The organism is Lacticaseibacillus sp. 30, from assembly GCF_053819265.1.
This window is the reverse complement of sequence record NZ_JBSOQX010000009.1, coordinates 1-23,397: the sequence shown is the minus strand read 5'-3', so window position 1 is coordinate 23,397 and position 23,397 is coordinate 1. Positions and strand designations below refer to the sequence as shown.

At 46.5% G+C, this 23,397-nt stretch carries 21 protein-coding genes; 12 read left to right on the top strand and 9 right to left on the bottom strand.

The annotated features are described in order from the left end of the window. Positions 1 to 125 precede the first annotated feature (125 nt). Positions 126 to 968: a MurR/RpiR family transcriptional regulator gene (locus ACWPAB_RS07505; protein ID WP_016381755.1), complete on the bottom strand. Its 843-nt coding sequence runs from the start codon at positions 966 to 968 to the stop codon at positions 126 to 128. Positions 969 to 1,270: 302 nt separating this feature from the next. On the opposite strand from ACWPAB_RS07505, the gene gnd reads away from it, so the two are divergent. The 6 genes from gnd to ACWPAB_RS07475 all read left to right on the top strand — a co-directional run bounded on the left by gnd (position 1,271) and on the right by ACWPAB_RS07475 (position 7,532). Beyond that, the gene (gene gnd, locus ACWPAB_RS07500; protein WP_003562999.1) at positions 1,271 to 2,176 is read left to right on the top strand and encodes a phosphogluconate dehydrogenase (NAD(+)-dependent, decarboxylating); all 906 of its coding nucleotides are present in this window, start codon (positions 1,271 to 1,273) and stop codon (positions 2,174 to 2,176) included. 70 nt (positions 2,177 to 2,246) lie between these two features. Further along, on the top strand, positions 2,247 to 3,815 hold the full coding sequence (gene gntK, locus ACWPAB_RS07495) for a gluconokinase (protein ID WP_003563002.1): 1,569 nt from the start codon (positions 2,247 to 2,249) through the stop codon (positions 3,813 to 3,815). Positions 3,816 to 3,999: 184 nt separating this feature from the next. Continuing rightward, positions 4,000 to 5,352 carry a gluconate:H+ symporter gene (locus ACWPAB_RS07490; RefSeq protein ID WP_003577409.1) on the top strand — a complete coding sequence of 451 codons (1,353 nt, stop codon included), beginning with the start codon at positions 4,000 to 4,002 and terminating at the stop codon, positions 5,350 to 5,352. Between the two features lie 248 nt (positions 5,353 to 5,600). Continuing rightward, a complete protein-coding gene (locus ACWPAB_RS07485; protein ID WP_003563007.1) occupies positions 5,601 to 5,945 on the top strand; it encodes a hypothetical protein in 345 nt (114 codons plus the stop codon). Between the two features lie 73 nt (positions 5,946 to 6,018). Continuing rightward, the gene (locus ACWPAB_RS07480) at positions 6,019 to 6,738 is read left to right on the top strand and encodes a metal ABC transporter ATP-binding protein (RefSeq protein ID WP_003577411.1); all 720 of its coding nucleotides are present in this window, start codon (positions 6,019 to 6,021) and stop codon (positions 6,736 to 6,738) included. Next, positions 6,735 to 7,532: a metal ABC transporter permease gene (locus tag ACWPAB_RS07475; RefSeq protein WP_003586552.1), complete on the top strand. Its 798-nt coding sequence runs from the start codon at positions 6,735 to 6,737 to the stop codon at positions 7,530 to 7,532. The genes ACWPAB_RS07480 and ACWPAB_RS07475 overlap by 4 nt, the downstream gene beginning before the upstream one ends. A gap of 71 nt (positions 7,533 to 7,603) precedes the next feature. On the opposite strand, the gene ACWPAB_RS07470 is transcribed toward ACWPAB_RS07475, so the two are convergent. Genes ACWPAB_RS07470 through pepF form a run of 3 tightly spaced genes read right to left on the bottom strand, consistent with a single transcriptional unit; the run spans position 7,604 to position 11,126 of the window. Further along, on the bottom strand, positions 7,604 to 8,452 hold the full coding sequence (locus tag ACWPAB_RS07470) for a metallophosphoesterase family protein (RefSeq protein WP_003577413.1): 849 nt from the start codon (positions 8,450 to 8,452) through the stop codon (positions 7,604 to 7,606). Then, positions 8,449 to 9,330, bottom strand: a complete 882-nt coding sequence (locus ACWPAB_RS07465; protein WP_016363473.1) for an NAD(P)-dependent oxidoreductase — start codon at positions 9,328 to 9,330, stop codon at positions 8,449 to 8,451. Before ACWPAB_RS07465 ends, ACWPAB_RS07470 begins: the two co-directional genes overlap by 4 nt. Beyond that, positions 9,327 to 11,126, bottom strand: coding sequence for an oligoendopeptidase F (gene pepF, locus ACWPAB_RS07460; RefSeq protein ID WP_003577415.1), 1,800 nt, complete (start codon positions 11,124 to 11,126; stop codon positions 9,327 to 9,329). The genes ACWPAB_RS07465 and pepF overlap by 4 nt, the downstream gene beginning before the upstream one ends. 128 nt (positions 11,127 to 11,254) lie before the next feature. Here pepF and ACWPAB_RS07455 point away from each other — a divergent pair, with 128 nt between their 5' ends. Continuing rightward, positions 11,255 to 12,349, top strand: coding sequence for an LCP family protein (locus ACWPAB_RS07455; protein WP_003577416.1), 1,095 nt, complete (start codon positions 11,255 to 11,257; stop codon positions 12,347 to 12,349). 150 nt (positions 12,350 to 12,499) lie between these two features. Here ACWPAB_RS07455 and brnQ read toward each other — a convergent pair whose 3' ends face one another. Both brnQ and ACWPAB_RS07445 read right to left on the bottom strand, forming a co-directional pair. After that, positions 12,500 to 13,879, bottom strand: coding sequence for a branched-chain amino acid transport system II carrier protein (gene brnQ, locus ACWPAB_RS07450; RefSeq protein WP_003586556.1), 1,380 nt, complete (start codon positions 13,877 to 13,879; stop codon positions 12,500 to 12,502). Between the two features lie 640 nt (positions 13,880 to 14,519). Next, the gene (locus ACWPAB_RS07445; protein WP_016381754.1) at positions 14,520 to 15,206 is read right to left on the bottom strand and encodes a cell wall-associated hydrolase; all 687 of its coding nucleotides are present in this window, start codon (positions 15,204 to 15,206) and stop codon (positions 14,520 to 14,522) included. 444 nt (positions 15,207 to 15,650) lie between these two features. Here ACWPAB_RS07445 and ACWPAB_RS07440 point away from each other — a divergent pair, with 444 nt between their 5' ends. The 4 genes from ACWPAB_RS07440 (at position 15,651) to ACWPAB_RS07425 (ending at position 18,479) form a co-directional block, all read left to right on the top strand. Further along, positions 15,651 to 16,409, top strand: coding sequence for a DeoR/GlpR family DNA-binding transcription regulator (locus ACWPAB_RS07440; RefSeq protein ID WP_003577420.1), 759 nt, complete (start codon positions 15,651 to 15,653; stop codon positions 16,407 to 16,409). Positions 16,410 to 16,493: 84 nt separating this feature from the next. Then, on the top strand, positions 16,494 to 17,276 hold the full coding sequence (locus ACWPAB_RS07435; protein WP_003563028.1) for a glycosyltransferase family 2 protein: 783 nt from the start codon (positions 16,494 to 16,496) through the stop codon (positions 17,274 to 17,276). An 18-nt stretch (positions 17,277 to 17,294) separates the two neighbouring features. Continuing rightward, positions 17,295 to 18,038 carry a DUF975 family protein gene (locus ACWPAB_RS07430; RefSeq protein WP_016368314.1) on the top strand — a complete coding sequence of 248 codons (744 nt, stop codon included), beginning with the start codon at positions 17,295 to 17,297 and terminating at the stop codon, positions 18,036 to 18,038. A gap of 108 nt (positions 18,039 to 18,146) precedes the next feature. Continuing rightward, positions 18,147 to 18,479, top strand: coding sequence for a hypothetical protein (locus ACWPAB_RS07425; protein WP_003568838.1), 333 nt, complete (start codon positions 18,147 to 18,149; stop codon positions 18,477 to 18,479). Positions 18,480 to 18,764: 285 nt separating this feature from the next. Here ACWPAB_RS07425 and lepB read toward each other — a convergent pair whose 3' ends face one another. Together lepB and ACWPAB_RS07415 are read right to left on the bottom strand one after the other, a co-directional pair. Beyond that, positions 18,765 to 19,364, bottom strand: coding sequence for a signal peptidase I (gene lepB / locus ACWPAB_RS07420; protein WP_003563036.1), 600 nt, complete (start codon positions 19,362 to 19,364; stop codon positions 18,765 to 18,767). Positions 19,365 to 19,441: 77 nt separating this feature from the next. After that, positions 19,442 to 20,380, bottom strand: a complete 939-nt coding sequence (locus ACWPAB_RS07415) for an ADP-ribosylglycohydrolase family protein (protein WP_003577423.1) — start codon at positions 20,378 to 20,380, stop codon at positions 19,442 to 19,444. A 378-nt stretch (positions 20,381 to 20,758) separates the two neighbouring features. Here ACWPAB_RS07415 and ACWPAB_RS07410 point away from each other — a divergent pair, with 378 nt between their 5' ends. Continuing rightward, positions 20,759 to 22,306 carry an ABC-F family ATP-binding cassette domain-containing protein gene (locus tag ACWPAB_RS07410; RefSeq protein ID WP_003573180.1) on the top strand — a complete coding sequence of 516 codons (1,548 nt, stop codon included), beginning with the start codon at positions 20,759 to 20,761 and terminating at the stop codon, positions 22,304 to 22,306. 161 nt (positions 22,307 to 22,467) lie between these two features. Here ACWPAB_RS07410 and ACWPAB_RS07405 read toward each other — a convergent pair whose 3' ends face one another. Next, positions 22,468 to 23,208: a class I SAM-dependent methyltransferase gene (locus ACWPAB_RS07405; protein ID WP_003581037.1), complete on the bottom strand. Its 741-nt coding sequence runs from the start codon at positions 23,206 to 23,208 to the stop codon at positions 22,468 to 22,470. Positions 23,209 to 23,397 lie beyond the last annotated feature (189 nt).

Here is a 23,397-nt window from a genome sequence, read left to right as displayed (position 1 = left end):
GCAAAATCAGCGATATTAGGTTTTTAGTTTTTTCCATGAGAAAAGCATCTGCCATGAGGTTGCGGCAGATGCTTTTTTATATACTTTGAAAGATTGGGCAAGGGCAAGGCGGTGAGCTCAAGCGCTTAGTGCCGCGTTGCATCAATTGTTGCTCTTACTTGGCGGAAAAGCGGTGCTGTCTGACTATCGGTTTTGATGGCACTGATCATAAAGAGCGTGTCCATAATGCTGATTTCGGCAATCAGTGCATGAAGCGCCTCAGTGCGGTAGCGTGATTCTTCAGCAACTGCAACAAAGGCAGCATCTGCCATTTTGACTAAGCGCGAAGTTGGGGAACCGGTAATGACGATTAAAGGCACTTGTTGTTTCTTAGCTAGTTCAGCTAATGCAATGGCATCTTTGTCCTCTCCTGAATGCGATGTCAGGATCATCGCATCGCGCGGGCTAAGATGTGTGGCGGCCATTAGCTGCATGTGGTAGTCAGCCGCATAGGCCACGGGAATCGCCGTGCGCAAAAATTTATGGTAACCGTCTAGTGCAACAAGATTACTGGCACCTAGTCCAAAAAGTCCGAGATGCTCGGCATGGGTAATCCATTTAACAGCCTTGATCAAAGCATCAGTATCTAGGTTTGCTAAGGTTGTTCTCAGTGCATCAATGTTGGAGGTGAAAATTTTTTGCGCTAGCGTATCAACGGAATCTTTGGGACTCAACTCAGCAAAAAGCGCATGATCATCCTCTGGTGAAGTCTGCGCCAACGCCATGCGTAAGGCCTGAAAGTTTGTGTAACCTAAGGCTTTAGCAAAGCGGGAAATCGTCGCTGTACTGACGCCGGTCAATTGGCTGAGTTCCGAGATGTTGGCCTGACTGGCATGGTCCGGGTGGGCTTGAAGATAGGCAGCTAGCTTTTTCTCCTGGCCACTTAGATTCGGTTTATAAATTTGCAGTTGTACCAGAAAGTCATGCATCTTGATCCCTCCTAAAAATACATTCACCAGAGCAGAAACGAGAATGTCAGAATTTTAAGTCGCATTGTCAGAGTGCGTTTATTGTCTAAGGCTGATGGTTAATTGCACCAAGCGAAACACCACTTTTCGAATTCAGTATAGCATGAATGATAGCGGTGTGAAAATAATTTACGGTCAAATTACTTGATTTTTGTAAACGATTTACATACAATGGCATCAGGATATAAGATAACCATCACAGAAGCGGCTTGTTTTTTTGAAAACGGATGGTCACAGGGTCAAATAACGAGGAGGCAGCAAACATGCATATTGGCATGGTTGGTTTAGGAAAAATGGGTATGAATCTGGTCGCAAATATGCGCGATCATGATATTGAAGTGACAGCATTTGATTTGAACGACAAAGCGCGAGAAGCGGTAGGGCAATATGGGGCCAAGGCAGTGGCAAGCCTGGATGCCTTAGTTATGAGCTTGGCATCTCCGCGGATCATCTGGAGCATGGTGCCTGCTGGCAAACCGACAGAAGCCACGATTAGTCAGCTAGCTAAACTGTTGCGGCCAGATGATATTGTGATTGATGGCGGCAACTCCTATTATCAGGATTCAATCGCACACGGAAAGCTGCTAGCTGCTGAGGGAATTCATTTCTTTGATGTCGGCACTTCAGGCGGCATGGCCGGTGCACGCGCCGATGGCAATTTCATGATTGGTGGCGACAAGGCGATCTTTAACAAGATTGAGCCGCTGTTCAAGGCGATCGCTGCAAAAGGTGGCTATCTGTATACTGGCCCAGCTGGATCTGGTCACTATTTGAAAATGGTTCACAACGGTATTGAATATGGGATGATGCAGGCGATTGGTGAAGGCTTCGATGTGTTAGCCCACAGTCCGTATGACTACGACAATGCGGCGGTTGCCAACATGTGGAACAATGGCTCGGTGATTCGCAGCTGGCTGATGGATTTGGCCGCCAATGCCTTTACCGAGGATGCGAACCTTGAAAAGATTCAGGGTATCATGCACAGTTCGGGTGAAGGTGCTTGGACCGTTGAAGAAGCCTTACGTCTACATGTTGCAACGCCGGTGATTGCCAGTTCGTTGATGATGCGCTATCGCTCTGAAGAAGCAGATACGATGACGGGTAAAGTGGTCGCTGCCTTGCGTAATCAGTTTGGCGGCCATGCGGTTGATCCAATTAAGTCAAAATAACTTGCAGAACCATCGTGATATCGCCATTTTAATAACTAAGTCAAAAATTGATTAAGTAAAGGAGATAAGCATGGCAATCAAATATATGATTGGCGTTGATCTGGGCACTACTAGCACAAAGGTCGTTTTGTTTGATCTCAAGGGTCACGCAATTGCAACCGCTAACAATCCCTACCCGTTATATCAAGATACGCCCGACATGGCTGAGGAAGATCCGGAAGAGATTTTTGCAGCGACAGTTGGCGGTTTAACTGAAGTGATGCATCGCGGTAATGTCCAACCCGATGAACTTGGTGGGGTTTCCTTTTCCGCAGCGATGCACAGTCTGATTTTGATGGACGAAAATGATAAGCCGCTGACGCGCGTCATCACGTGGGCTGATAACCGAGCAGCAGCCTATGCAACGAAGCTGAAGCAAAGCGATTTAGGGATGACACTGTTTAAAAATACAGGTGTGCCGACGCACCCGATGTCCCCATTGGTTAAATTGCTTTGGTTGAGTGCCGAACATCCAGAATTGGTCGCTCAGACTTCCCACTTTATTGGCATTAAAGACTTTATTTTGTTCCGCTTCTTTGGCCGATATGTGCAGGATTACTCGCTGGCTAACGCAACTGGGCTCTTTAATATTCACACCATGGATTGGGATGACCGTGCACTTGATGTTGCCAATGTTCGGCGCGATCAATTGCCAGAACTGGTCGACACCAGTTATCAGTTGACAGGATTAAATGCCAACTATGCGGCGGTGACCGGTATTGATGCTAAAACGCCTTTCATTCTCGGTGCCAGTGATGGGACATTGAGCAACCTTGGCGTTGGCGCGATTGATCCTGGTGTCTTGGCGGTGACCATTGGTACGTCAGGTGCAGTACGGGTTGTGACTGACAAGCCGGTAGTTGATCCGCAAGGGCGCCTGTTCACTTACTACCTGTCACCGAATCACTGGGTTGTTGGCGGTCCAGTTAACAACGGTGGTATTGTCTTCCGCTGGGTTCGTGATCAACTTTTTGCACCAGAGAAATTAACGGCTGAGCAACTGCAAGTTGATTCCTATGAAATTCTGACAGAAATTGCCAGCAAGATACCCGCTGGTGCTGATGGCTTACTTTTCCATCCATATTTAGGCGGAGAACGGGCACCGATTTGGGATGCCAATGCACGTGGCAGTTTCTTTGGCTTAACCCGGCAGCATACACGTGCGCATATGGTGCGAGCAGCACTTGAAGGAATCGTTTACAACCTATATATGGTGATGCTGATGATCGAAGGTATCACTGGCAAACCAAAAGCCATCCAGGCTACTGGCGGATTTGCGCGCAGTGCACTGTGGCGCCAGATGTTGGCTGACGTTTTTGAACAGGAAGTCAATATTCCGGAAAGCTTTGAAAGTTCAGCCTTGGGAGCAGTTGTTTTGGGAATGAAGTCACTGGGACTGATTGACGATTTGAACGTGGTTAAAGATATGATTGGTGTCACCAATACCCATGAACCCAATGCTGACAATTTTCAAGCTTATCGTGAGTTGTTGCCAATCTGGATTCGATTGACGCGTAAACTTGGCAGCGAGTATCAAGCAATTGCCGACTATCAGCGGGCGCATCCAGATCCGAATGCCCATATAGCTGCTGAGGATTAGTCGCCAGCACTGCGCCTGTTGTCCGTGCTAAGACGGAATATGCTGGTTCGATGGGAAAATAGCGAGAATGAAGCAACTGGGTACACAGATCAAACGACATGTCTCGAGAAAAACGTCAATGAACGTTTTTCATAAATAAAATTGTAAGCGATTTCTTAATCTGTAAAATTTAGGGGGAATAGAAATGGATATACTCGTCCTGGTCTTAGGTATCCTGCTCTTGCTGGTGCTTATCATCAAGTTTAAGTTCAACACGTATGTTTCCTTGATCATCACAGCTGTCGTCGTTGCCCTTGGTTTGGGAATGGCGCCAGCCAAGATTGCGACCAGTATTCAAAATGGGATTGGCGCGCAACTAGGTGAGCTGGCCTTGGTCTTCGGCTTCGGTGCCATGCTTGGTCGATTGGTTGCTGATGCTGGTGGAGCTTACCGCATTGCGCATACCCTCATCAATGCCTTCGGTCGCCGCGGATTGCAACTTGCCGTTGTTTTGGCATCTTTCATTATCGGTATTGCTTTGTTCTTTGAAGTTGGGATTGTCTTGCTGGTTCCAATTGTTTTCGCCATTGCGGCTGAAGCAGGCGTTCCAATTCTGACACTTGGTATCCCGATGGCAGCGGCTTTGTCGGTGACCCATGGGTTCTTGCCGCCACATCCAGCTCCAACGGCGATCTCGACTGCATTAGGCGCTTCTGCTGGTCTGGTTTTGGCCTATGGCGTGATCATCGCCATTCCGACTGTTTATATTGCCGGACCGTTGTTTTCCAAACTTGCGCATCGCTTTGTGCCAGATGCTTTTGAAAGGCGCGGTAATTTGAAAGCATTGGGGCCGCAAAAAACCTTTAAATTGGAAGAAACACCAAGTTTTGGCATCTCCGTTCTCACATCACTTTTCCCAGTGATTTTGATGGCGATTGCCACGGTTTATGAATTGGTATTTCATGGTGGCAAACTTCCAAAGATACCAAATGGTCTTGATAACGTTATCGCATTCATTGGTTCACCAAGTATCGCCATGCTGATTTCATTGTTGTTCGCTATGTGGGCAATGGGCTATGCGCGCAAGCTGCCAGCCAAAGCCATTATGACAACCCTCGAGGACGCTGTGAAATCAATTGCGATGTTACTACTCGTCATTGGTGGCGGCGGTGCCTTCAAACAAGTCCTGATTGATGGTGGCGTCGGCGACTCAGTAAAAAATTTGTTCGTTGGCTCAGGCATTTCACCACTTATCTTGGGTTGGCTGATTGCGGTTGTCTTACGAATTGCACTGGGATCCGCGACTGTTGCGGCCATGACAGCCTCTGGACTGGTTCTGCCACTCATGCAAAGTGCTGGCATCCAGCCAGCTTTGATGGTACTGGCAATTGGTGCGGGTTCATTAGCTGCCAGTCACGTTAATGACGCCGGTTTCTGGATGTTTCGTGAGTACTTTGATTTGACCATTAAACAGACCTTGTTGACGTGGACATTGTTAGAAACCATTATTTCAGTTGTTGGACTTGGTGGGGTGCTGTTGTTGAGTTTGGTGGTTTAAGTGAAGAAATAAAAAAAGCTGGCAATGCCGGTTTTTTTTATCTGTTTCAAGATGAAATGAGGATGGATAAGTTCTTAGAGATACTGATGGTTTGGCACTATCCGACCCAACTTAGTAGACCGCGGTCACCGTTTTCCTGTCAAACCGGCCAGCATTCACGAAGATTAAAATGATCTCGATTCGCCCGACTGACCACAATATGATAAACTTACGCCATTCGCTAATACAGAAATGGAGATCGTTTACACATGTACGAACCAACTAAAAAACGCCGCGTTGCCGAAGACGTGGCCAAGGTTTTCCCTAAAGAAGTCACCAATCAGATTTTTGATGTGATCGCTGTGATGAATAAGGCTAAGCAAATTGTGACAGCACCAGTCGCCATTGCATTTTCGGATGATTATACCGATGATGAAATGTATGCCATGATCATTCAAGGCAATCTTGCACCAGCACAAGAGTTTCCGCTTACCTATGCTGGCGAAAAGCCATTTTTGGGTCATGGGTATATCCTTGTGGTCAAAGATAAGCCGAAAACAATTCGGCTGGATTTCAGTACGGCTAATCCGTTTAAGGCAGAAGAATCCAAATAAAACTGGCCTTTTCATGAAAAGTTCGATACAATAGTAAACCGTAATCGTTACCGTTTACTATTGGGAGGCAGCTATGAGCGAACCGATTTTGACCGTGGATCATCTCAGCTTTGGTTTTCGGGATCAACAGCTTTATCAGGATCTGAGTTTTCAGTTGAATGTGGGCTCAATGACAAGTCTTGTTGGTCCGAACGGGGTCGGCAAAACAACCTTAATTCGGTTACTAATGGCGCAACTAAAACCGCAAGCCGGAACGATTCGCTTTCGGCAACAGCCACCGGTTCGATTGGGTTATGTGCCGCAGTTCCGGAATGTTGATACGGAATTTCCGTTGTCGATCCGCAGTTTCATTCAACTCCGGCAGTTGGATCATCTCTTTTTCTGGCATACGGGTAAGGAGAAGGCTGCCTTGGATGCCGTGATTAAAGCGACTCACCTTGGTAAAATTGCTGATACGCGGCTTGGAATGGCGAGTGGCGGCGAAAAACAAAAGGCTTATCTGGCACAAGCTCTTTTAGATGATCCTAACTTTCTGATTCTGGATGAATCAACGGCCAGCTTAGATGTCAACACGAAGCAGGAGTTGATGGATCTGGTGCAGGAGTTGAATCAAACGCGGCAATTAACGGTGCTATTTGTGACGCATGATCTGAGCTTAGCCAAAAAGTACACCCAACAATACTTACTACTGACCGGGTCAAGTTATGAGATGAAGCCAACAGCGCAAATGGATTTGAAAGCAATGCCAGAAGAATTACGCAATGATGCCGAGAATCGTGGGGTGATCGCATGAATTTATTTGCTTATGCATTCATGCAAAATGCATTCATGGCAAGTACGTTTATTGCCATTACCACAGGCATTGTCGGTGTGTTCGTCGTTGCGCGGAACATGTCGTTCTTAGCCCACACACTTTCTGAAGTTGGGTTTGCAGGCGCTGCGTTTGCGGTGTTTGCTGGCATCAGACCGTTAGACGGGATGTTGTTGTTCACAGCGATCAGTAGTATCAGTGTTGGCCGCATGTCCGTTCAAGCATCGCGGCGAGAGGCCTCGATCAGTGCGGTTTCCAGCTTGTTTATTGGTTTAGGAATTTTGTTTCTGTCACTTTCCAGCGCCAATGCTAGTTATGCAACCACCATTTTGTTTGGGAGCATCATCGGAATCTCCCGCGCCGATGTCTGGCAACTGGTGGCATTGGCCGCCGGCGTACTAATAACGTTGTATTTTGGCTATCGGCGTCTCGCGTTTGATTCGTTTGATCCGGTTGGTTCGGCGGCGCAGGGATTGAAAAGTAAATATATTTCCATTTACTTTCTGCTCATTCTTGCTGTTTCGGTTTCGATTGGAGCGCAAATTGTCGGAAGTTTGTTGGTCTTTATCTTACTGACCTTACCGCCCAATGTCGCTAAGTATCTGGGTCGAACTTTACCGCAGATGATTGTGATTTCCGTCATTACCGCTTTAATCGGGGTTTGGAGCGGCTTGTATTTAGGCTTTTTGACGAACTGGCCGGTGACGTTTTTCATCGCTGCCATTGAATTTCTTTTTTATTTCTTGGCATTGTGGTACCATCACCGAACAAACTAAGCAATTGAAAAAGGACTCGCAACACAAACCGTATTGAGTAGCGGTTGTGTTGTGAGTCTTTTTTGACGTAGTTAGTGTTGATGGCGATATTTGTGCAGAAATTCAGCAACTTCCTGTTGGTAATCGTGGCGCTGTTCGAATTGTTTGAGGTAAGCAGCATTGTGAGTGCTGGTGGCGCCAGTGTGGCGTAACTTCGTGTAAACCTCAGGATAAGGTAACTGCTGTTGCTTGGCTAGTGATAACTCTGCGGACACGTCGTAAGGCACCTGCCGCAGATCAAGATCGGTGATGGCACCATCATTGAGTTGCAGCAATGCATAGTCGGCGTAAGTGGTTGTTTGCAGGTGTGGCCGGGGTGAATAGGCTTGGCCAATAGAACCTGGATTGAGGATGACTTGACCGTTACTGGTGTAGCGCAGTAGCTGTTGGTGGGTATGCCCATAAACAGCTAGATCAATTTGCGAATCTGGGGCAATTTGGTCAAAGTTGAGTTGTGGTTGATCAGGATATAAGGCATGTCCATGATTTTTGTCAGGAAGGTTGTGTGCTAGACTGACGATCAAACCATCTTGCTCGAAAACTTCATGCAGCGGCCAATTTCGAATTGTTGCCAGATTTTCAGCCGTGAGGTGCGGCCACAGATAGGCAACCAGTCGACTAAAGTAAACATCTGTTGGCTGTGACAGATCAACTGGTCCATCCAGTACCCAGAATAAATCGTCATCCCAGTTGCCTTTAACAATATGTGTGGGTTTGAGTCCTTGCAGCGTCGCCCATAACTTATCAGAACCTGGACCGGGTAAAAACAGATCGCCTAGAAACCAGTATTCATCCACTTGATGCGCCTTCGCATCCTGAATGACCGCTGAAAAGGCCGTCATATTGCCGTGAATATCCGATAAAATGGCGATTGTCGTCATGCTTGATCCCACCTGTCGTTCATCGTAATCAACCCTTGCGTTCCGAGGTTGCCCTTACCAGTATTAACCATTTGTTCATACAGCTGTTTGGCCAATTGCGTGGCTGGCAGTTGTAAGTGCATGTTATCGGCTTCATCCAGAGCAATGCGCAGATCTTTTAGAAAATGTTTTGCAAAGAATCCCGGCGTATAGTCGCCTTGCAGGATACGTGGTCCGTAGTTGCTGAGACTCCAGTTGGCACCTGCGCCACCGCCAACCACTTTAAGCGTTTCGTCAAGATCCAGGCCAGCAGCCTTAGCATAGACAAGCATTTCGGTAAGACCGGTCATGGTGCCAGCGATCATGATTTGATTGGCCATTTTGGCATGTTGCCCTGAGCCGGCCGGGCCAAAATAATTGACTGAGGCGGCGATGGGCGTGAAAAGTTGCTGCAATCGCGATAACAAAGTCTTGTCACCACCGACCATGATGGTTAGCGTGCCATTTTTGGCGCCGATATCACCACCAGAAACTGGCGCATCAACGGCTTGCAGGCCTTTCTCGGCAGCCTTAGCAGCAATTTTCTTCGCCAGAGTGGGGGTACTGGTTGTCATGTCAATGAGCAGTGCCCCTTTTCTTGCCCCAGCTAAAATGCCATCGCTACCAAAATAAATGGTTTCGACGTCTTGCGGAAATCCGACCATTGAGAGAACAATGTCGCACTGCGCAGCAACAGCGTGCGGCGATTCGGCCCAAGTAGCTCCAGCCTCAATGACTGGCTGTGCATGGGCCTGCGTTCGGTTAAAGACGACCACTTCTTGGCCATTCTTTAAAAAGTTCTTGATAATACCGGTGCCCATCACACCGGTGCCAATAAACCCAAGTTTCACACTGCTCATCCTTTCTGCAAAATTTCTTCTAATTCAGCGAGTCGTTGTTCAAATAGTGAGAAGGCGGCTTCTAAATAATCTGGCTTGGTCATATCAACGCCGGCCGCTTTCATTGTATCAATCGCATACTTGGAACTGCCAGATTTCAAGTAGCCGATATAGCGGGAAACCGCCTCTGGTTCGCCACCGCTGATGCCGGCGGCCAGAGTCGAGGCAGCGGCAAAACCAGTTGCGTACTGGTAAACATAATAATTGTAATAGAAATGTGGAATACGAGCCCATTCAAAGGCAATTTCAGGATCACGTGCAACATCTGGTCCGTAATAACGGGCATTGAGATCCGCATAATAGGAGGACATGCTGGTTGCCGTCAATGGTTCACCATGCTGGTCTTGTTGATGAATCCAATGTTCAAAGTCAGCAAATTGAGCCTGACGGAAGACCGTTCCTTTGAAGCCGTCTAGATAGTAATTCAAAATGTACGCCCGAACTTTAGGATCATTGGTGTTTTTTAGGAAGTAGTCCGTCAATAAATTTTCATTGGTTGTTGAGGCAATTTCTGCGACGAAGATTGGGTAGTCGCCATAAACGTAAGGCTGGTGATGACGAGTGTACCAGCTGTGCACACTGTGACCAGTTTCGTGAACCAAAGTGTACAATTCATCAACGGCATCGTGCCAGTTCAGTAAAATGAACGGATTGGTGTCATACGCGCCACCGGAATAAGCGCCGGACCGTTTGCCCTTATTTTCGACGACATCAATGTAACGATTATTAAAGATTTCCCGCATATGATCTAAATAATCATTTCCCAGCGGAGCCAATGCCTTTAAGGCTTCGTCTTTTGCCTGATCGAGGGTGAAACTCAATGGCGGACGTCCGGTCAGCGGTGTGTAGATATCATACATATGCAGTTGATCGACATTCAGAATCTTTTTACGTAAGGCAATATAGCGATGTAGTAATGGCAAGTGAGCGTTGACTTGATCAAGCAGTGTTGTGTAGACACTTTCGGGGATGTGGTTACTTGCCATTGCAGCAGCGCGAGCATCGGGATAATGATGCGCTAAAGCATTGAAGTTATGAGCTTTGATCTGGCCACTCAATGTTTGAGCAAAGGTATTCTTAAGACTTTCATATGCCCGCAGCAAAGCCTCAAACGCGTCTTTACGCAGCTTGCGATTTGTTGACCGAATGAGTTGGCCATACAAACCATTGCTGAGTTGCACGGTCTCACCGTCTTCATTTTCAACAAAGCCAAATTGCAGGTCGGAGTTGTTCAACACATTAAAGGTTGCATGACTGGCATTCAGCGCATCCCCAGCACTGGCAATTAATGACTCAGCCGCTGTGGTCAGGACGTGTTGGCGATTCACAGTGATGGCATCAATAAAGTGGCCATAGGGTTTGAGGCTTTCGGTATCGCGCCAAGCGGTCAGCTGATCGGCTGGAATCGCCAGAATTTCCGGATCCATGAAGGCTAATTGGCTGGCAAGATCAGCTGCCAGACTTTCTGCTTTGGCATTCATGGCTTGATACGCTGCATTGCCAGTGTCTTGATCACTTTTCAAGCTGGAATAGACATAAACCTTTTCAAAGCGTCTGAACACCGCGAGAACGGCTTTGATACCTGCGACAAGTGCTTCAGGCGACTTGCCCAATGTACCCTTAAGTGCTGCCGCTTCCTTTGCTTGCTGACGAACGGCTTCAAAGTCAACTTGCCAAGCCTTGTCATCTGGATAAATAGTCGTGAGATCCCATGTCAATTCGGTAGGGACTTCTGCGCGTGCCGGTAAATGTTGCATCTAATCAGCTCCAATTTCTAATATTTCTTTAATGTTACCATATTGAGGCGGCATTTGAGGTAAATCCCTTTTTTCTTCATAATTATCTGCTAAACTACTCTGGAAACTAAAAGTGGAGTGAAGCTCGAATGGACAAGCAACCAGATTTAGATCAACGAACATTAAAACGCAAACCAAAACGACGTCATCCGATTCTTCGTGCGTTGGCTGTCATAGCTCTCGTTGCCTTTTTTCTCGCTGGTGGATATGCCGCTCGATTTTATTCTCAAGCCAAAAAAGCAGTTGCAAAAACGTATGATCCAGTTAGTACTAAGGCAGTCAGCTCAGATCTCGATGGCAAAAAACCGATCAGTATTCTTCTATTAGGAACCGATACCGGAGCCTTTGGTCGGAAAGATACCGGTCGATCTGACACCATGATGCTGGTCACAATCAATCCTAAAGAGAAGAAAACAACGATGACCAGCATTCCTCGTGACACGCTGGCAGAGATGGTCGGTACTGGAAGCGACTCGCCGACATACGAGAAGATTAATGCGGCGTATGCGTATGGCCAATCCGATGCAGCTATTAAAACAGTTGAGAAGTTATTAGATGTACCGATTAATTATTACGTCACGGTCAATATGGCAGGCTTATCAAAAATCGTTGATGCTGTCGGCGGTGTGGATGTCAATGTTCCGTTTAGTTGGACAGACTGGAATACCGGAGGCCAAACCTTTAAAAAAGGAAAGGCGCATCTCGATGGCGGGATGGCATTGGCATACGCCCGAATGCGTGACGAAGATCCTGAAGGCGACTATGGTCGACAAAAACGTCAGCAGGAAGTTATCAATCAAATCGTTAAACACCTTTTATCGGTCAAATCGTTGACAAATTACCAAAAGGTCATGGATTCCTTATCATCTAGCATGCGGACCAACCTAACATTTGATGATATGATGTCAATTGCGCAAAATTATCGCGCTTCAGCAACTACCATTGATCGTCAACAGCTTAAAGGGATTGGCGTTTATATTGATGAGGCTGCTTATCAGGTGATGACAACCGAAACGCTTCAAAAGATGTCCAATGAGCTGCGTGGGCAGTTAGGGCTTGAAAGCAAGACGCTAAGTAATTTTAATACTCAGCAAAATGAAATTAACAATGCGAATGGATTTGATTGGACAGCGAACAATCCGGTCTACACTGTGTCGCTCGATGGTGCGACAACCGGACCGTGATCAAAAAAACAGCAGCACTCTGGCTTCATTGCCAAGGCTGCTGTTTTTTTGTGAGCGCGAGTAGGAGCGCTCAGGCTTCTGCGACTGGGAGCGCGTCATGGTGAAGCGCTATACTGAATATTTTTTGCCTGATGAGAAATCAAGACGTTTTTAATCTGGATCAGGCAAATCCGGGGCCAATTTGTGACCGCTAAGTTTAGCGGCGATGAACCCCGAAAGAAAGCCGATGAGCAGAAATGGCACAAAATCCATCCCGATGCCGAACCAAGGAATATAGGTTGTAGCGAATTGTTGAATGCTACTGAAAATCGGTAGTTGTGCTAGCCCAGCTGGTAAGGCATGGATGGCATCTAAAAGCGCAGGGATCATCGTGAAGGCAACCGTAGTTTTATAGATTCGGGTATTTTTTCCAATCCAAGGATGCATGAGGCCGAGCATGATTAAGGCAATTGCCAGCGGATAGAGCAGCATTAAAATTGGCGTTGAATAAGCAATGATCTGATCCAACCCGAAATTGGCAATCAGGAAAGCACCAATTGTCGTCATTGGCAGGAAAAAGTGATAGCCAAGTTTTGGAAAACGATGACCGAGATCTTGCGAGAAGGATGTCACAAGACCGATTGCGGTGGTTAAGCAGGCAAGCAGCGTCATCGCGCCTAACAAGGCCGTGCCAATCAAACCGGTATAATGTGTCATGATCTGGTTAAACGCCGTCCCACCGTTTGCTGTGAGCTTAGAGAAGCCAAGACTGATTGCTCCTAGCAAGATCAGGAGCATGTAGATCAAAGCTTCCAAGCCCATGGCCAAGGAGCCTACTTTCGCAACAGCCTTGGCGCGAGTGGATGCCTGGTGCAAGCCCATGAGTTTCAAGGCTGTGATGATCGTCACACCAAAGCCTAACCCGGCCAGTGCGTCCATTGTGTTGTACCCTTGCAAAAAGCCGTTAATCAAGTTGCTACTCATGAGCTTAGGGCTGCTGGTAAAACTTATCGCACGAATATCACCTTTGATGACCAGTGCCCAAAAGAAGATCACTGCTAGCAAAATCAACAACAGCGGATTCAGCAGCTTGCCAATATAAGTCGTAATTTTACTTTCGTTGCGAGCAAGCAAGAAGGTTGTTAAAAAGAAAATAAACGAGAAAATCAAAAGGCCGATTTGTTGTTGACCTTTTCCTAAGAACGGCGCAATGCCAATTGAGTATGTGACAGTAGCGGTACGCGGGGACGCGATCAGCAGGCCTAGACTAGCGTGAGTGGCCAGCAGAAAGAACAATGCGAAGCTATGTCCCGCTGGCCGAGCAAGATCGTACATACTACTCGCACGGGTTAGACTGATCGCCATGATTGACAGCAGCGGCAACAACACAGCAGATAGCAAAAAGCCAATTGCCGCTGGTAGCCAAGCTGAACCGGCCAGTTGACCCATGTGGATCGGAAAAATCAGATTGCCAGCGCCAAAAAACATACCGAACAAAAGTGACCCTAGTGTCAAATACTGGCGCTTTGTGAGTGTGGGTTGTGGTGACATTGATATCCCTCCATTTAATCAAAACGATTGCCGACAGCGTCTTGACTGTAAGAAGGTTTTCAAAGGAGTTGGCTAATTAACCAAAAGAAAAGCCCTTAACAGTCTCGACTGTTAAGGGCGCGAATCACGCTGTACCACCTTAATTTACCGCTACGTCACCGTAAGCGGCCTTACCGTGTACGGCCAGTTGCCTGGCGATACACGATTGCTATAATGGGCGCAATCCCAACCGAAGCTTCCAAAGTCACCTCGGCAACTCGTAGACTACTTTCCCAAAGCTACCAGAGGTCTCTTCCCACCAACCGAGACTCGCTGACACCGACAACTCAGGTACTCTTCTACTCATCGTTTTTAGTCGTTTGTTGAATTGTTGTTTATTTTACGAAAAAAACGACAGATGTCAACTAAAAAGTTCAGAGCGCAAACAGGCGCGTTTAGAAACCGGAGCATAAGCTGCCCCAAGCCTAAATGGCCGGGCTTTGGCATTTAGGCTTGGAGTCCTTATGAGCAGGTTTCTGCGCCTGTTTGCGCGTTTTGAAACCTCCGAGATCAAGTAGTCCCTTATTAGTCAACACGGTTCTAAGCAAAATTTGCGCAAACAAAAACCCTCCGCACTGATGCGAAGGGTTAAAGCAATCTATTAACCTACGACTTCAACCGTCGCAGTCAAAACTCCAGCTGAAGGAATCTGTGAATTCGGCATTGCAACATCCAATTGATTAGGGTTGCCAGCTGCAAAACTACCAGTATCATTAACAGTCCGATACCAAACAGTGCCATCAGATAATGTAATCTTCAGACGGGTACCTTTCGGGAATACGGAGAGGTTAGCAGCAACGCCGCCGTAACCCAAACCAGACCCAAGCACGGACGGATCATAGAAACTTAACTTGAAAGTACCTTTGTTGGTGGTTGTATCCGTCGAAGCTGTTGTAGCAGCGCTTGATGAAGCAGAAGCGGCTGAAGCAGCAGATGCTGCCGCAGCATTTTGAGCTGCTTGTTGTGCTTCCTGTTGTGCTTTTTCAGCAGCCGCCTGTTCAGCAGCCGCTTGTTCTGCTGCAGCCTGTTCAGCAGCTGCTTGTTCTTCGGCAGCTTTAGCAGCGGCAGCTTTTTGATCAGCAATCTGATGTGCTGCTTCGGCAATATCATTCGTGCCGACTGTGAACGTGATTTCTTTTTTAGGATTGATCAGTGAATGTGCATTCGCCTGTTCAACTTTAGCCTCATTGCTTAACACAATTGACTTTGCGTTTACGTGACTACTATCGTTATCTGCATCGGCGTGATCGGCAATCGCTTCGACCTTTTGTGAATGGTTACTTGCCATCCCTAATAATGGTGCGAAACTGAGTAACGCGATGATAGATAATTTAATTTGCTTAGTAAAGATAAATATTCACTCCTAATATTTTGAATAGTCGTCGTTTTGTTCCCCCGAGAACACAAGACGAAGTATATAGGGGTGGTATGTCAGTAAAATACCAACATCATTACAAATATACTCAATTCAGTAATATTGTTACGTTCGTGTAACAAACGGAATGTTAAAATTTTTCGTAACAATCAGTGAACTTTTCTCGAAAAAGTGGGTTGAGACCTTGAAGTTACTGTGATATTGGCCAATTTTCTACCACAATTTGTGAATTTTTTGGAAATTTATGGGAGCCTAAACTTTAACTCTGATCGTTCATGATACAATTCAATGACTAGCCTAAACGGTGCTTTTGAGAATCAGGTATAATGAAGCTGAACTGTCAAGGAGGCCGAATTCGTGGCAATGTATCGGGAAAAACGTTTTGAAGAGATAAAAAAACTGTTGGCAGCACGCAGCGAGTTGAGTATCGAGGATATTATGAAGGCGGTTGGTGTTTCACGAGATACCGCACGCCGAGATATTGTTGCGCTTGATGCGCAAGGCGTTGCGAGACGAACTCGTGGCGGGTTGGTGTCTCTTAGCTTTGGTCACACGATTCCCAGCTACTCTGCGCGGCTGAAACGATTTTCAACTCAGAAAACAAAGATGGCTAAGTCAGCATTGACGTTAATCAAACCTGGCGGCGTTTATTTCATTGATGATTCGACAACCTTATTAAAATTGTCGCAGTCCATTCGACAACCGGTGACAGTTTACACGCACAGTTTAGACAATGCGATCGCACTCTCAGTTGAAGAACGTGTTAATTTACATCTTTTTGGTGGCAAACTGGATCATCACGCCCGGTTCTTCTTTGAACCAACGATGCTTGAAACACTTCGCCGAATCGCCTTTGATGCGGCATTTATCGGTGCAACGGCTATTGCCGAAGATGGGGTTTACTTTTCCTATATGGAAGATGCTCAGGTGAAGCAGGCAGCGGCGTTATCAGCACGCCGGGTGGTCGTGGTTTCTGAAACCGAAAAGTTTCAGATTGAAGCGCCTTATCGCGGGCTGGAACTCGGCCAGATTACCACACTTATTACGGATAAAAAATTATCGCGAACGCACAAGCAATGGTTTGCCCCACAGACACAGTTTCTGCTTGGCGACTAACAACTGCTTGACTAAAAAGGGATTGATACCTATTCAACAGCTAATAAATGATCCGGGGATTCGCACGAGTGAGGAGGTGCGTTCATGGTAAAGCCACTCGTCACCATCATTGTGCCGGTTTATAATCTTGAAGCCTATGTGGCTCACGGCTTGAAAAGCTTAATTGAACAAACTTATTCTCATTTGCAAATCATTGTGATCGATGATGCCTCAAAAGATCATTCTCCGCAGATCATTGCGCATTTCGCAGAACTGGATTCGCGTATTCAACCGATTCTGAAGCAGGTGAATCATGGGGTTTCGGCTGCACGCAATAGCGGCTTGGCCCTAGCCAAAGGCGATTTAGTTGCTTTTATGGATGGCGATGACTGGTACGAGCCGGACTTTATTGCTCACGCCGTTGACATGATGGCGCGTGGCTGGGATCTCATTGCGATGCCGTTTTATCGGGATGATCCTGACCCGCGACCGGTGCATGAGGCTTTACGCAAGCCTAAGCAGCTCACGCGGGAAGGCCTAATTCGGCAAATGCTTCATCCAATTGGTTATATTCGCGGTTATTTATGGAATAAAGTTTTTCGACGTGATGTCATCGAGCAAGTAAGGCTACGTTTTGATGAAAGCATGACAATTATGGAAGATGAACTGTTCACGGCGACTTACGTGATGGCCACTCACCGGTTTCTTTACACCGGGCATCCAGCTTATCATCATGTTGTTCGTCGAGACTCAGCGACCCAATCGTTGGGGATCATCGGTGCGGTTCCGCAGCAGCTATATGCGCTTTGGCGGATTCATCAAGTTTTACGAGTCGCACGACGAACAGAAAAGGTCACTAAGAAAGAGGCAATTAAGATTGAACATTGATCATTGGAGGCGCGGGCGTTGACAGAACATTTAATGACTTATCGCCAGCTTAAGCAAAAAGCAAAAGGGCAATTAAAAGAAGGCACGAATCGGCGCGATTTGATGCTGGCTTATTTGTTACCGAGTTTAATTCAGGCAGCTGTCGCTATCATCACGTACTTGATGGTCTTCGCCTTAATTCAAAAATTCGGCATTGACAAAGCTTTGACTGATCCAGATGGATTCCAGAATTATCTGCAAAGTGGCAATCGTACCGGAAGTATGAATACGATTCAAAGCTTGGTCAATACGATGCTGATTCAAGGGGTCAATTTTGGCGTGCTAGATCTTGTACGCCGTAAAGAGCGAGTTCAACCACTGCATGCGCTGCTAGGCCTATTTAACGGTCAGTGGTTCTGGGGTGCCATCTCATTATGGATCTTTATGTATTTCTTGACGTTGATGGGGCTGTCATTTTTCTTGATTCCTGGAATACTACTTGCATTGGGCTGGCGTCAGGCCTTTTGGGTCTTTAAAGATGGTCATGAAACCAATCAGCGCTTTTCCTCGATATCGGCGTTGATCGGTTCTTGGCGACTGATGCGCGGCTTCAAAGGCGATTTGCTCGGCCTGTATGTTTCCATGATCGGTTGGTATCTTCTGGAAAACATCACGTTCCATTTATTTGACTGGGCGATCAATCCATACTTGCAATTGGTTCACGCTAACTATTATGAAAATCGGCGCGCTTACAAGATCGCGGCTCAAGTGGCTCAATCATGACTAAAGCTGAATCGTTGTCGCCAGCTGCGAGACGGGGTATACTGACCGCGATCTCAACAAAATGAATTGTATATCGGTATTAGCATTTTGAAGGTGAGGCAAAAGACGATGGAAACTGAAGCCTATATGACACTTGCCGAAGTGAAAGCTCGGCAAGCCGCCTTAAAAGATAAAGTACCGCTAGATCAGGCTATTGCTGAAAATATTCAAAACTGGGCTCAGTGGTTGCTTGATGAAGGTTTCGAGGGCAGTTACTTCACGGCTAAGATTGACGGTGATACTATCAACATTACCGATTTAGATGGCCACCCAGCCGCCAGCATCAGCACCGATGCGCCAAGTTACGTCGAAGCATTTAAAGACAGTGATCGCATGACGATGATGGCCATTCAAACCAAACTACGCAGGTTGATCGATCGGCAGGTTTTAAAGTCGCAGTGAGCGCGAGCCAGCGCTTTTAGAAACAGGAGCCTAAATGGCCGGTTAGGTTCGAGGTTCTTATGTGTAGGTTTCTGCGATGGCGAGCGCGTTATAGACAGCAAGCCAAGCATCAAAAAGCAAGCCAAAAACGAAAACGACCGCAGATCAATCAAGCTCGTTTAGGCTCGAGTCACTTATATATGAGCTCCGGTAGTGACAACCAAACAACGTTTCACCCAAAAGCACCGCCAGTCGCTAACCATTAAAAGGTTAACGACTGGCGGTGCTTTTGAGTGCTTTGTCAGACTAGTAAAGTTTCATCTGATTCAATGGCCAATAGCGCCAAACAACAACTGATTGAATTTTTGACTTATCAACAAATCCAAAATCGCGGCTGTCATGGGATACTAGCCGATTATCACCCATCACGAAGTATTTGCCGGCTGGTACCTTAGCAGATTTCGTTGAGGAAAGGGTTTTGATGTTGAAGTCATTGGTGAATTTAATCGTTGAAGCATCAAGTCCCTGCTGACTGGCCCATTTATTAATCTCGTCGGTGGCAAACTTTTTGTTCAAGTATGGTTCGGCAATCTTCTTGCCGTTCACTGACAATTGATTATCTTTTGAACTAACGGTGTCACCAGGCATGCCAATGACACGTTTAATATAGAGAGAACCAGGCCGATCAGGGGCATTAATAACCACGATATCGTTTCGCTTAGGCTTTTTGACGCGGATAGAATACAAACGATCACCGTTTTCCAAAGTCGGTTGCATCGAAGTTCCTTGCACCACATCTTTGCTCAACACATAGCGCATCAGTAGTTGACTGGCAAAGAAGATAACGGCAAAAAGGACAAGGAATTCGAGCACCGTTTTTAAGGTGGAATGACTGTTATTTTTCACAATGACACCTTCCGGAACAGAATAACTTCAGTCTACCACAAGCCGAACGCTCGCAACTAGGAAGATCACCGGTCAATTTAATCGTATTTTGGGAAAAAGCCGCTATTTTCGGCTTGCCGGCATAAATCGACAATTTGCGCATATTCGGCTAACATCAGGCACCAACGATGCGGCAAACTTGTATACCCGTATGCAAGTCCAGCTAAACCGCCAACAAGCGCGCCAGTTGTATCGGTAGCGCCACCTTGGTTCACGGTTTGTAAGACGGCATCGTGATAGTCCGGTTTACTTTGCAGTGCCTTAAGTGTGCGTGCTAACAAACTGATCGGATCGGTAGCACTCCCATCAGGCCACTTATCATCTGCCAAGGCTGCTTGAAAAGCTTCAAAAATTGGCTGGTAAGGCTGCGTGGTTCCAAAATAACTACCTGCTTTGTCGATACCAGTGGCAATGGCACTCGGTAAATCTGGCGTCGCGCCAAGTAATTCAACGGCAATTTGCATGTAAATGCCAGCAGCAACCAAGTTTTCAGCGTCTTGGTTAGTAATATGAACAAAAGTTTCAAGTACCTTAACACCTTCAGCTTTTTGAAAAAGACTCGTGTCAAAAGTTTGATAGGCGAAAAAGGCGAATGGCAAGATTCGAATGAGTGCCCCGGGTTCTTTGGCGGCGGCAACTGATTGGCCAGTTTTAAGTGCTGTTTCAATGCTTGGCCAGATATCCGGACTGCGTTTGCCATAAGGAGCATACTTACCCGCGGTGAACCAAGCCTGGTAAGCCTTGATTAAGGCTTGTTCATCAAAACCGTGCTGCAAGGCATCTAATCCGACTAACGCGAGTCCAGTTTCGTCAGAGTAGGTGCCAGCAGGTTGGTTAAAGGTGCCATAACCCTTCATGGTGGTCACCGGTGCTGCGGTTAATTCAGCCGCATTTTGTCCCTTAACTGGCAATCCCAACGCATCACCGATCGCAAAACCAACGGTGCCGTGAATCAAGCGTGATTCCATGATACCCATTTAGGTTCCCCCTCTATGTATATGTCGTGTCGTGATTTTGACATTTTCTCAGGTCATCCGAAGCATACTTAACCTTGTCAAAGGGCAGACCACATATAAATTCTTTGATATTACTATGGAGCTATTATTTCGCTAGAACGCATAAAATTGCAAAAAATTTGCTCCGTTGTAAAAATAACCATGCTGTGATAGCCTAGCAAGCAGTGACTATTTTCAGAAAGAGCGTGAATAAGGGAGCCAGAGCCAGTGTCATCATTGTGTCAATTGGCATTGAGGCCACCCGCATGCAAACTGTCACAGCTTGCGAAGTGGTTTCAGCAAACGCTCTAAGCAACCAATCAGCTGTCGTTTTTTATACGTTTTAGTATAGGAGGAATCATGAGTGTTCTTACCGTAACCGGCCTGTCACAGCGCTTTTTAGACAAAGTGTTGTACCAAGATGCCAGTTTTCAAGTAAATATCGAAGACCACCTTGGCGTGATCGGGCAAAATGGGGTCGGCAAGAGTACCCTCATTAAGATTCTGACAGGGGCACTGACGCCTGATGCAGGTAAAATCGTCTGGCAGAAGCACTTACATGTTGGCTATTTGGATCAGTATGCGAATCTTGTACCCGGCCAAACAGTTATTGAATTTTTGCGGACCGCGTTTAGTGATCTCTACCGTAAAGAAGCAAAAATGAATCAGATTTATGCCGATTATGCTAATCATCCCGATGACGATTTACTGGCCAAAGCAGGGGAGCTGCAACAAGAGCTTGAAGCGGGCGATTTTTATGATCTGGAAACAACGATTCAAACTGTTGCTGAAGGCCTTGGGATTACAGCAATGGGGATGGATCATCCTGTTGAAGCATTGTCTGGCGGCCAGCGATCGAAGTTAATCTTGGCAAAATTATTACTTGAAAAGCCGGATATGTTGCTCCTGGACGAACCGACAAACTATCTTGATGTGTCGCATATTGCCTGGCTAACGGACTGGCTCCAAAATTTTGAGGGCGCGTTTATCGTGATCTCACATGATTTTGATTTTCTAGAAAATGTAACCAATGCTGTCTTAGATATTGAGTTCGGGCAAATCACAAAATACACCGGAACGTTAAAACAAGCCATGCGCCAAAAAGAGGCCGATCATGAGACTTATTTGAAGGCTTTTGCCAAGCAGCAAGAGACGATTAAGAAAACTGAGGCGTTTATTCGGAAATTTAAGGCAGGCACGCGCGCCACGATGGCTAAAAGCCGTGAAAAGCAGCTGGCGCGAATGGACAAATTGACGCCTCCTGGGACGCGATCCAAGGCGCATTTGGCGTTTCCGTATGCGCCTGTTAATCGACAAATCTTGGTGGATGTTAACGATTTGGTTGTTGGCTATGACAAGCCATTATTACAACCAATGAACTTTTCGGTTGCAAAAGATCAGATCATTGCTTTCGAAGGCTTCAATGGTGTCGGAAAATCGACGTTGTTAAAAACATTGCTCGGCCTTTTACCGGCGATCAGTGGCAACGTTGAAATAGCTGACAATGTTGTTTTTGGCTACTATGAACAAGAGTTGCACTGGGATCAACCTAAACAAAGCCCAGTGCAGTATTTGGAGCAACGGTTCCCAGCGCTCACGCAGAAAACCGTTCGACAGGTCTTATCACGCACTGCACTGACCAGTGAAGAGGCGAACAATCCTCTGACGATGTTGTCAGGGGGCGAACAGGCTAAGGTCAAGTTGGCTGACCTAATGCTCCAAACGACTAATATTCTAGTGATGGACGAGCCGACGAATCATTTGGACGACGACACCAAAAACGCTTTGCGTGAAGGCTTGCAACAATATCCTGGCGCAGTTTTACTAGTTTCCCATGAAGCTGGCTTCTATGATAGTTCCTGGGTTGACACAGTTGTGAACGTTGAACAGTTGCAAGTTAAAGCTTAACGTTTCGAAAAAATCAACGGCGCATGACCATCAATGATGTTTATGCTGTTATCTATAAAAAGACTTGCTGCTGTATGAACGTTCATACTGGCAGCAAGTCTTTTTTTAGTCGGAATTCGGATAATTCGGTTTGTGTTTCGAGCATACTGAATGGGTGGTGATTAAACATGCCAGACCAGTTGGGTATAAGTATAAGTCAACCGATCAGTCACCTGAACGTGCGTATTCTCATGGCCGGTGATGGTCTTGGCAAGGCTGGCAGCAGTTTTAAGACCAATTGGTGTCGCCAGATCCGGTAACAAGTCGCTTAAAGTTGTTTGCTCTTCAATTTCGTATGTCAAAGAATGACTTTGAAAAGGTATCCGTTGGGCTGTCAGCCAAACTTTGAAGCTTGTCATCCGGGCGGGGTCCGCCTGATAAACTGGTGGTAGCTGCAATCCTAAAAGCGAGGCCGCTTGTTCAAGCAAAGCGTCAGACTGTGCAGTTTGAAAGTTAAGCACCACGGTTTGGTTAGCCCAGTTCATCAGCATTTTTAGGTCTTGAGGTTTAAGTGTCGGCAACTGGCTGACAAACAACATATCGGCATTAAGCGGCTTGTGTAATTTGCGCCAGTCAGCCACGATAAATTGAGCTTTAGCATCGGCTTGTTGATGCATGCGCTCTTTTGCAAAGGCGAGCATGGCAGACGACCAATCAATGAGCGTCAGTTCCTGAACCCATGGCATCATTTGAACAGCGTAGCGGCCAGTTCCGGCAGCTAAGTCGACTGCCGAATGCGCAGGCAGCAATTGCGTTGAACGCAGCCATGCGATGACATCGTGTGCGATAGGCAAACGCGACGCCTGCTCTGCCGCGGCATAATCAGGCGCAAATGCGTTCCAAAAAGCTTGATCCTCTGTCATAGTGCGTGCTTTTCCTTTCTTGAAAAACTTTTTTTAAAAAAGTGGTTGACTTGAGTGAGTAAACTGCGTAGTATAGTACGAGTTGTCAGTCATAAAAACAGTTTAAACCGCACAGCGATTTAAAAAAAGATGTTGACAACGAGTTGCCAATTTGATATTCTTAGTAAGTTGTCGCTTGGCGACAAAGTG

What these genes read in the sequence shown, in the direction of transcription:
- ACWPAB_RS07480 (WP_003577411.1), top strand. Translation starts at nt 6,019, where the DNA reads ATGAGCGAACCGATTTTGACCGTGGATCATCTCAGCTTTGGTTTTCGG.
- ACWPAB_RS07410 (WP_003573180.1), top strand. Translation starts at nt 20,759, where the DNA reads ATGAGTGTTCTTACCGTAACCGGCCTGTCACAGCGCTTTTTAGACAAA.
- ACWPAB_RS07490 (WP_003577409.1), top strand. Translation starts at nt 4,000, where the DNA reads ATGGATATACTCGTCCTGGTCTTAGGTATCCTGCTCTTGCTGGTGCTT.
- ACWPAB_RS07435 (WP_003563028.1), top strand. Translation starts at nt 16,494, where the DNA reads ATGGTAAAGCCACTCGTCACCATCATTGTGCCGGTTTATAATCTTGAA.
- ACWPAB_RS07470 (WP_003577413.1), bottom strand. Translation starts at nt 8,452, where the DNA reads ATGACGACAATCGCCATTTTATCGGATATTCACGGCAATATGACGGCC.
- ACWPAB_RS07465 (WP_016363473.1), bottom strand. Translation starts at nt 9,330, where the DNA reads ATGAGCAGTGTGAAACTTGGGTTTATTGGCACCGGTGTGATGGGCACC.
- ACWPAB_RS07405 (WP_003581037.1), bottom strand. Translation starts at nt 23,208, where the DNA reads ATGACAGAGGATCAAGCTTTTTGGAACGCATTTGCGCCTGATTATGCC.
- brnQ (WP_003586556.1), bottom strand. Translation starts at nt 13,879, where the DNA reads ATGTCACCACAACCCACACTCACAAAGCGCCAGTATTTGACACTAGGG.
- gntK (WP_003563002.1), top strand. Translation starts at nt 2,247, where the DNA reads ATGGCAATCAAATATATGATTGGCGTTGATCTGGGCACTACTAGCACA.
- gnd (WP_003562999.1), top strand. Translation starts at nt 1,271, where the DNA reads ATGCATATTGGCATGGTTGGTTTAGGAAAAATGGGTATGAATCTGGTC.
- pepF (WP_003577415.1), bottom strand. Translation starts at nt 11,126, where the DNA reads ATGCAACATTTACCGGCACGCGCAGAAGTCCCTACCGAATTGACATGG.
- ACWPAB_RS07415 (WP_003577423.1), bottom strand. Translation starts at nt 20,380, where the DNA reads ATGGGTATCATGGAATCACGCTTGATTCACGGCACCGTTGGTTTTGCG.
- ACWPAB_RS07475 (WP_003586552.1), top strand. Translation starts at nt 6,735, where the DNA reads ATGAATTTATTTGCTTATGCATTCATGCAAAATGCATTCATGGCAAGT.
- ACWPAB_RS07505 (WP_016381755.1), bottom strand. Translation starts at nt 968, where the DNA reads ATGCATGACTTTCTGGTACAACTGCAAATTTATAAACCGAATCTAAGT.
- ACWPAB_RS07485 (WP_003563007.1), top strand. Translation starts at nt 5,601, where the DNA reads ATGTACGAACCAACTAAAAAACGCCGCGTTGCCGAAGACGTGGCCAAG.
- ACWPAB_RS07425 (WP_003568838.1), top strand. Translation starts at nt 18,147, where the DNA reads ATGGAAACTGAAGCCTATATGACACTTGCCGAAGTGAAAGCTCGGCAA.
- ACWPAB_RS07445 (WP_016381754.1), bottom strand. Translation starts at nt 15,206, where the DNA reads ATGGCAAGTAACCATTCACAAAAGGTCGAAGCGATTGCCGATCACGCC.
- ACWPAB_RS07455 (WP_003577416.1), top strand. Translation starts at nt 11,255, where the DNA reads ATGGACAAGCAACCAGATTTAGATCAACGAACATTAAAACGCAAACCA.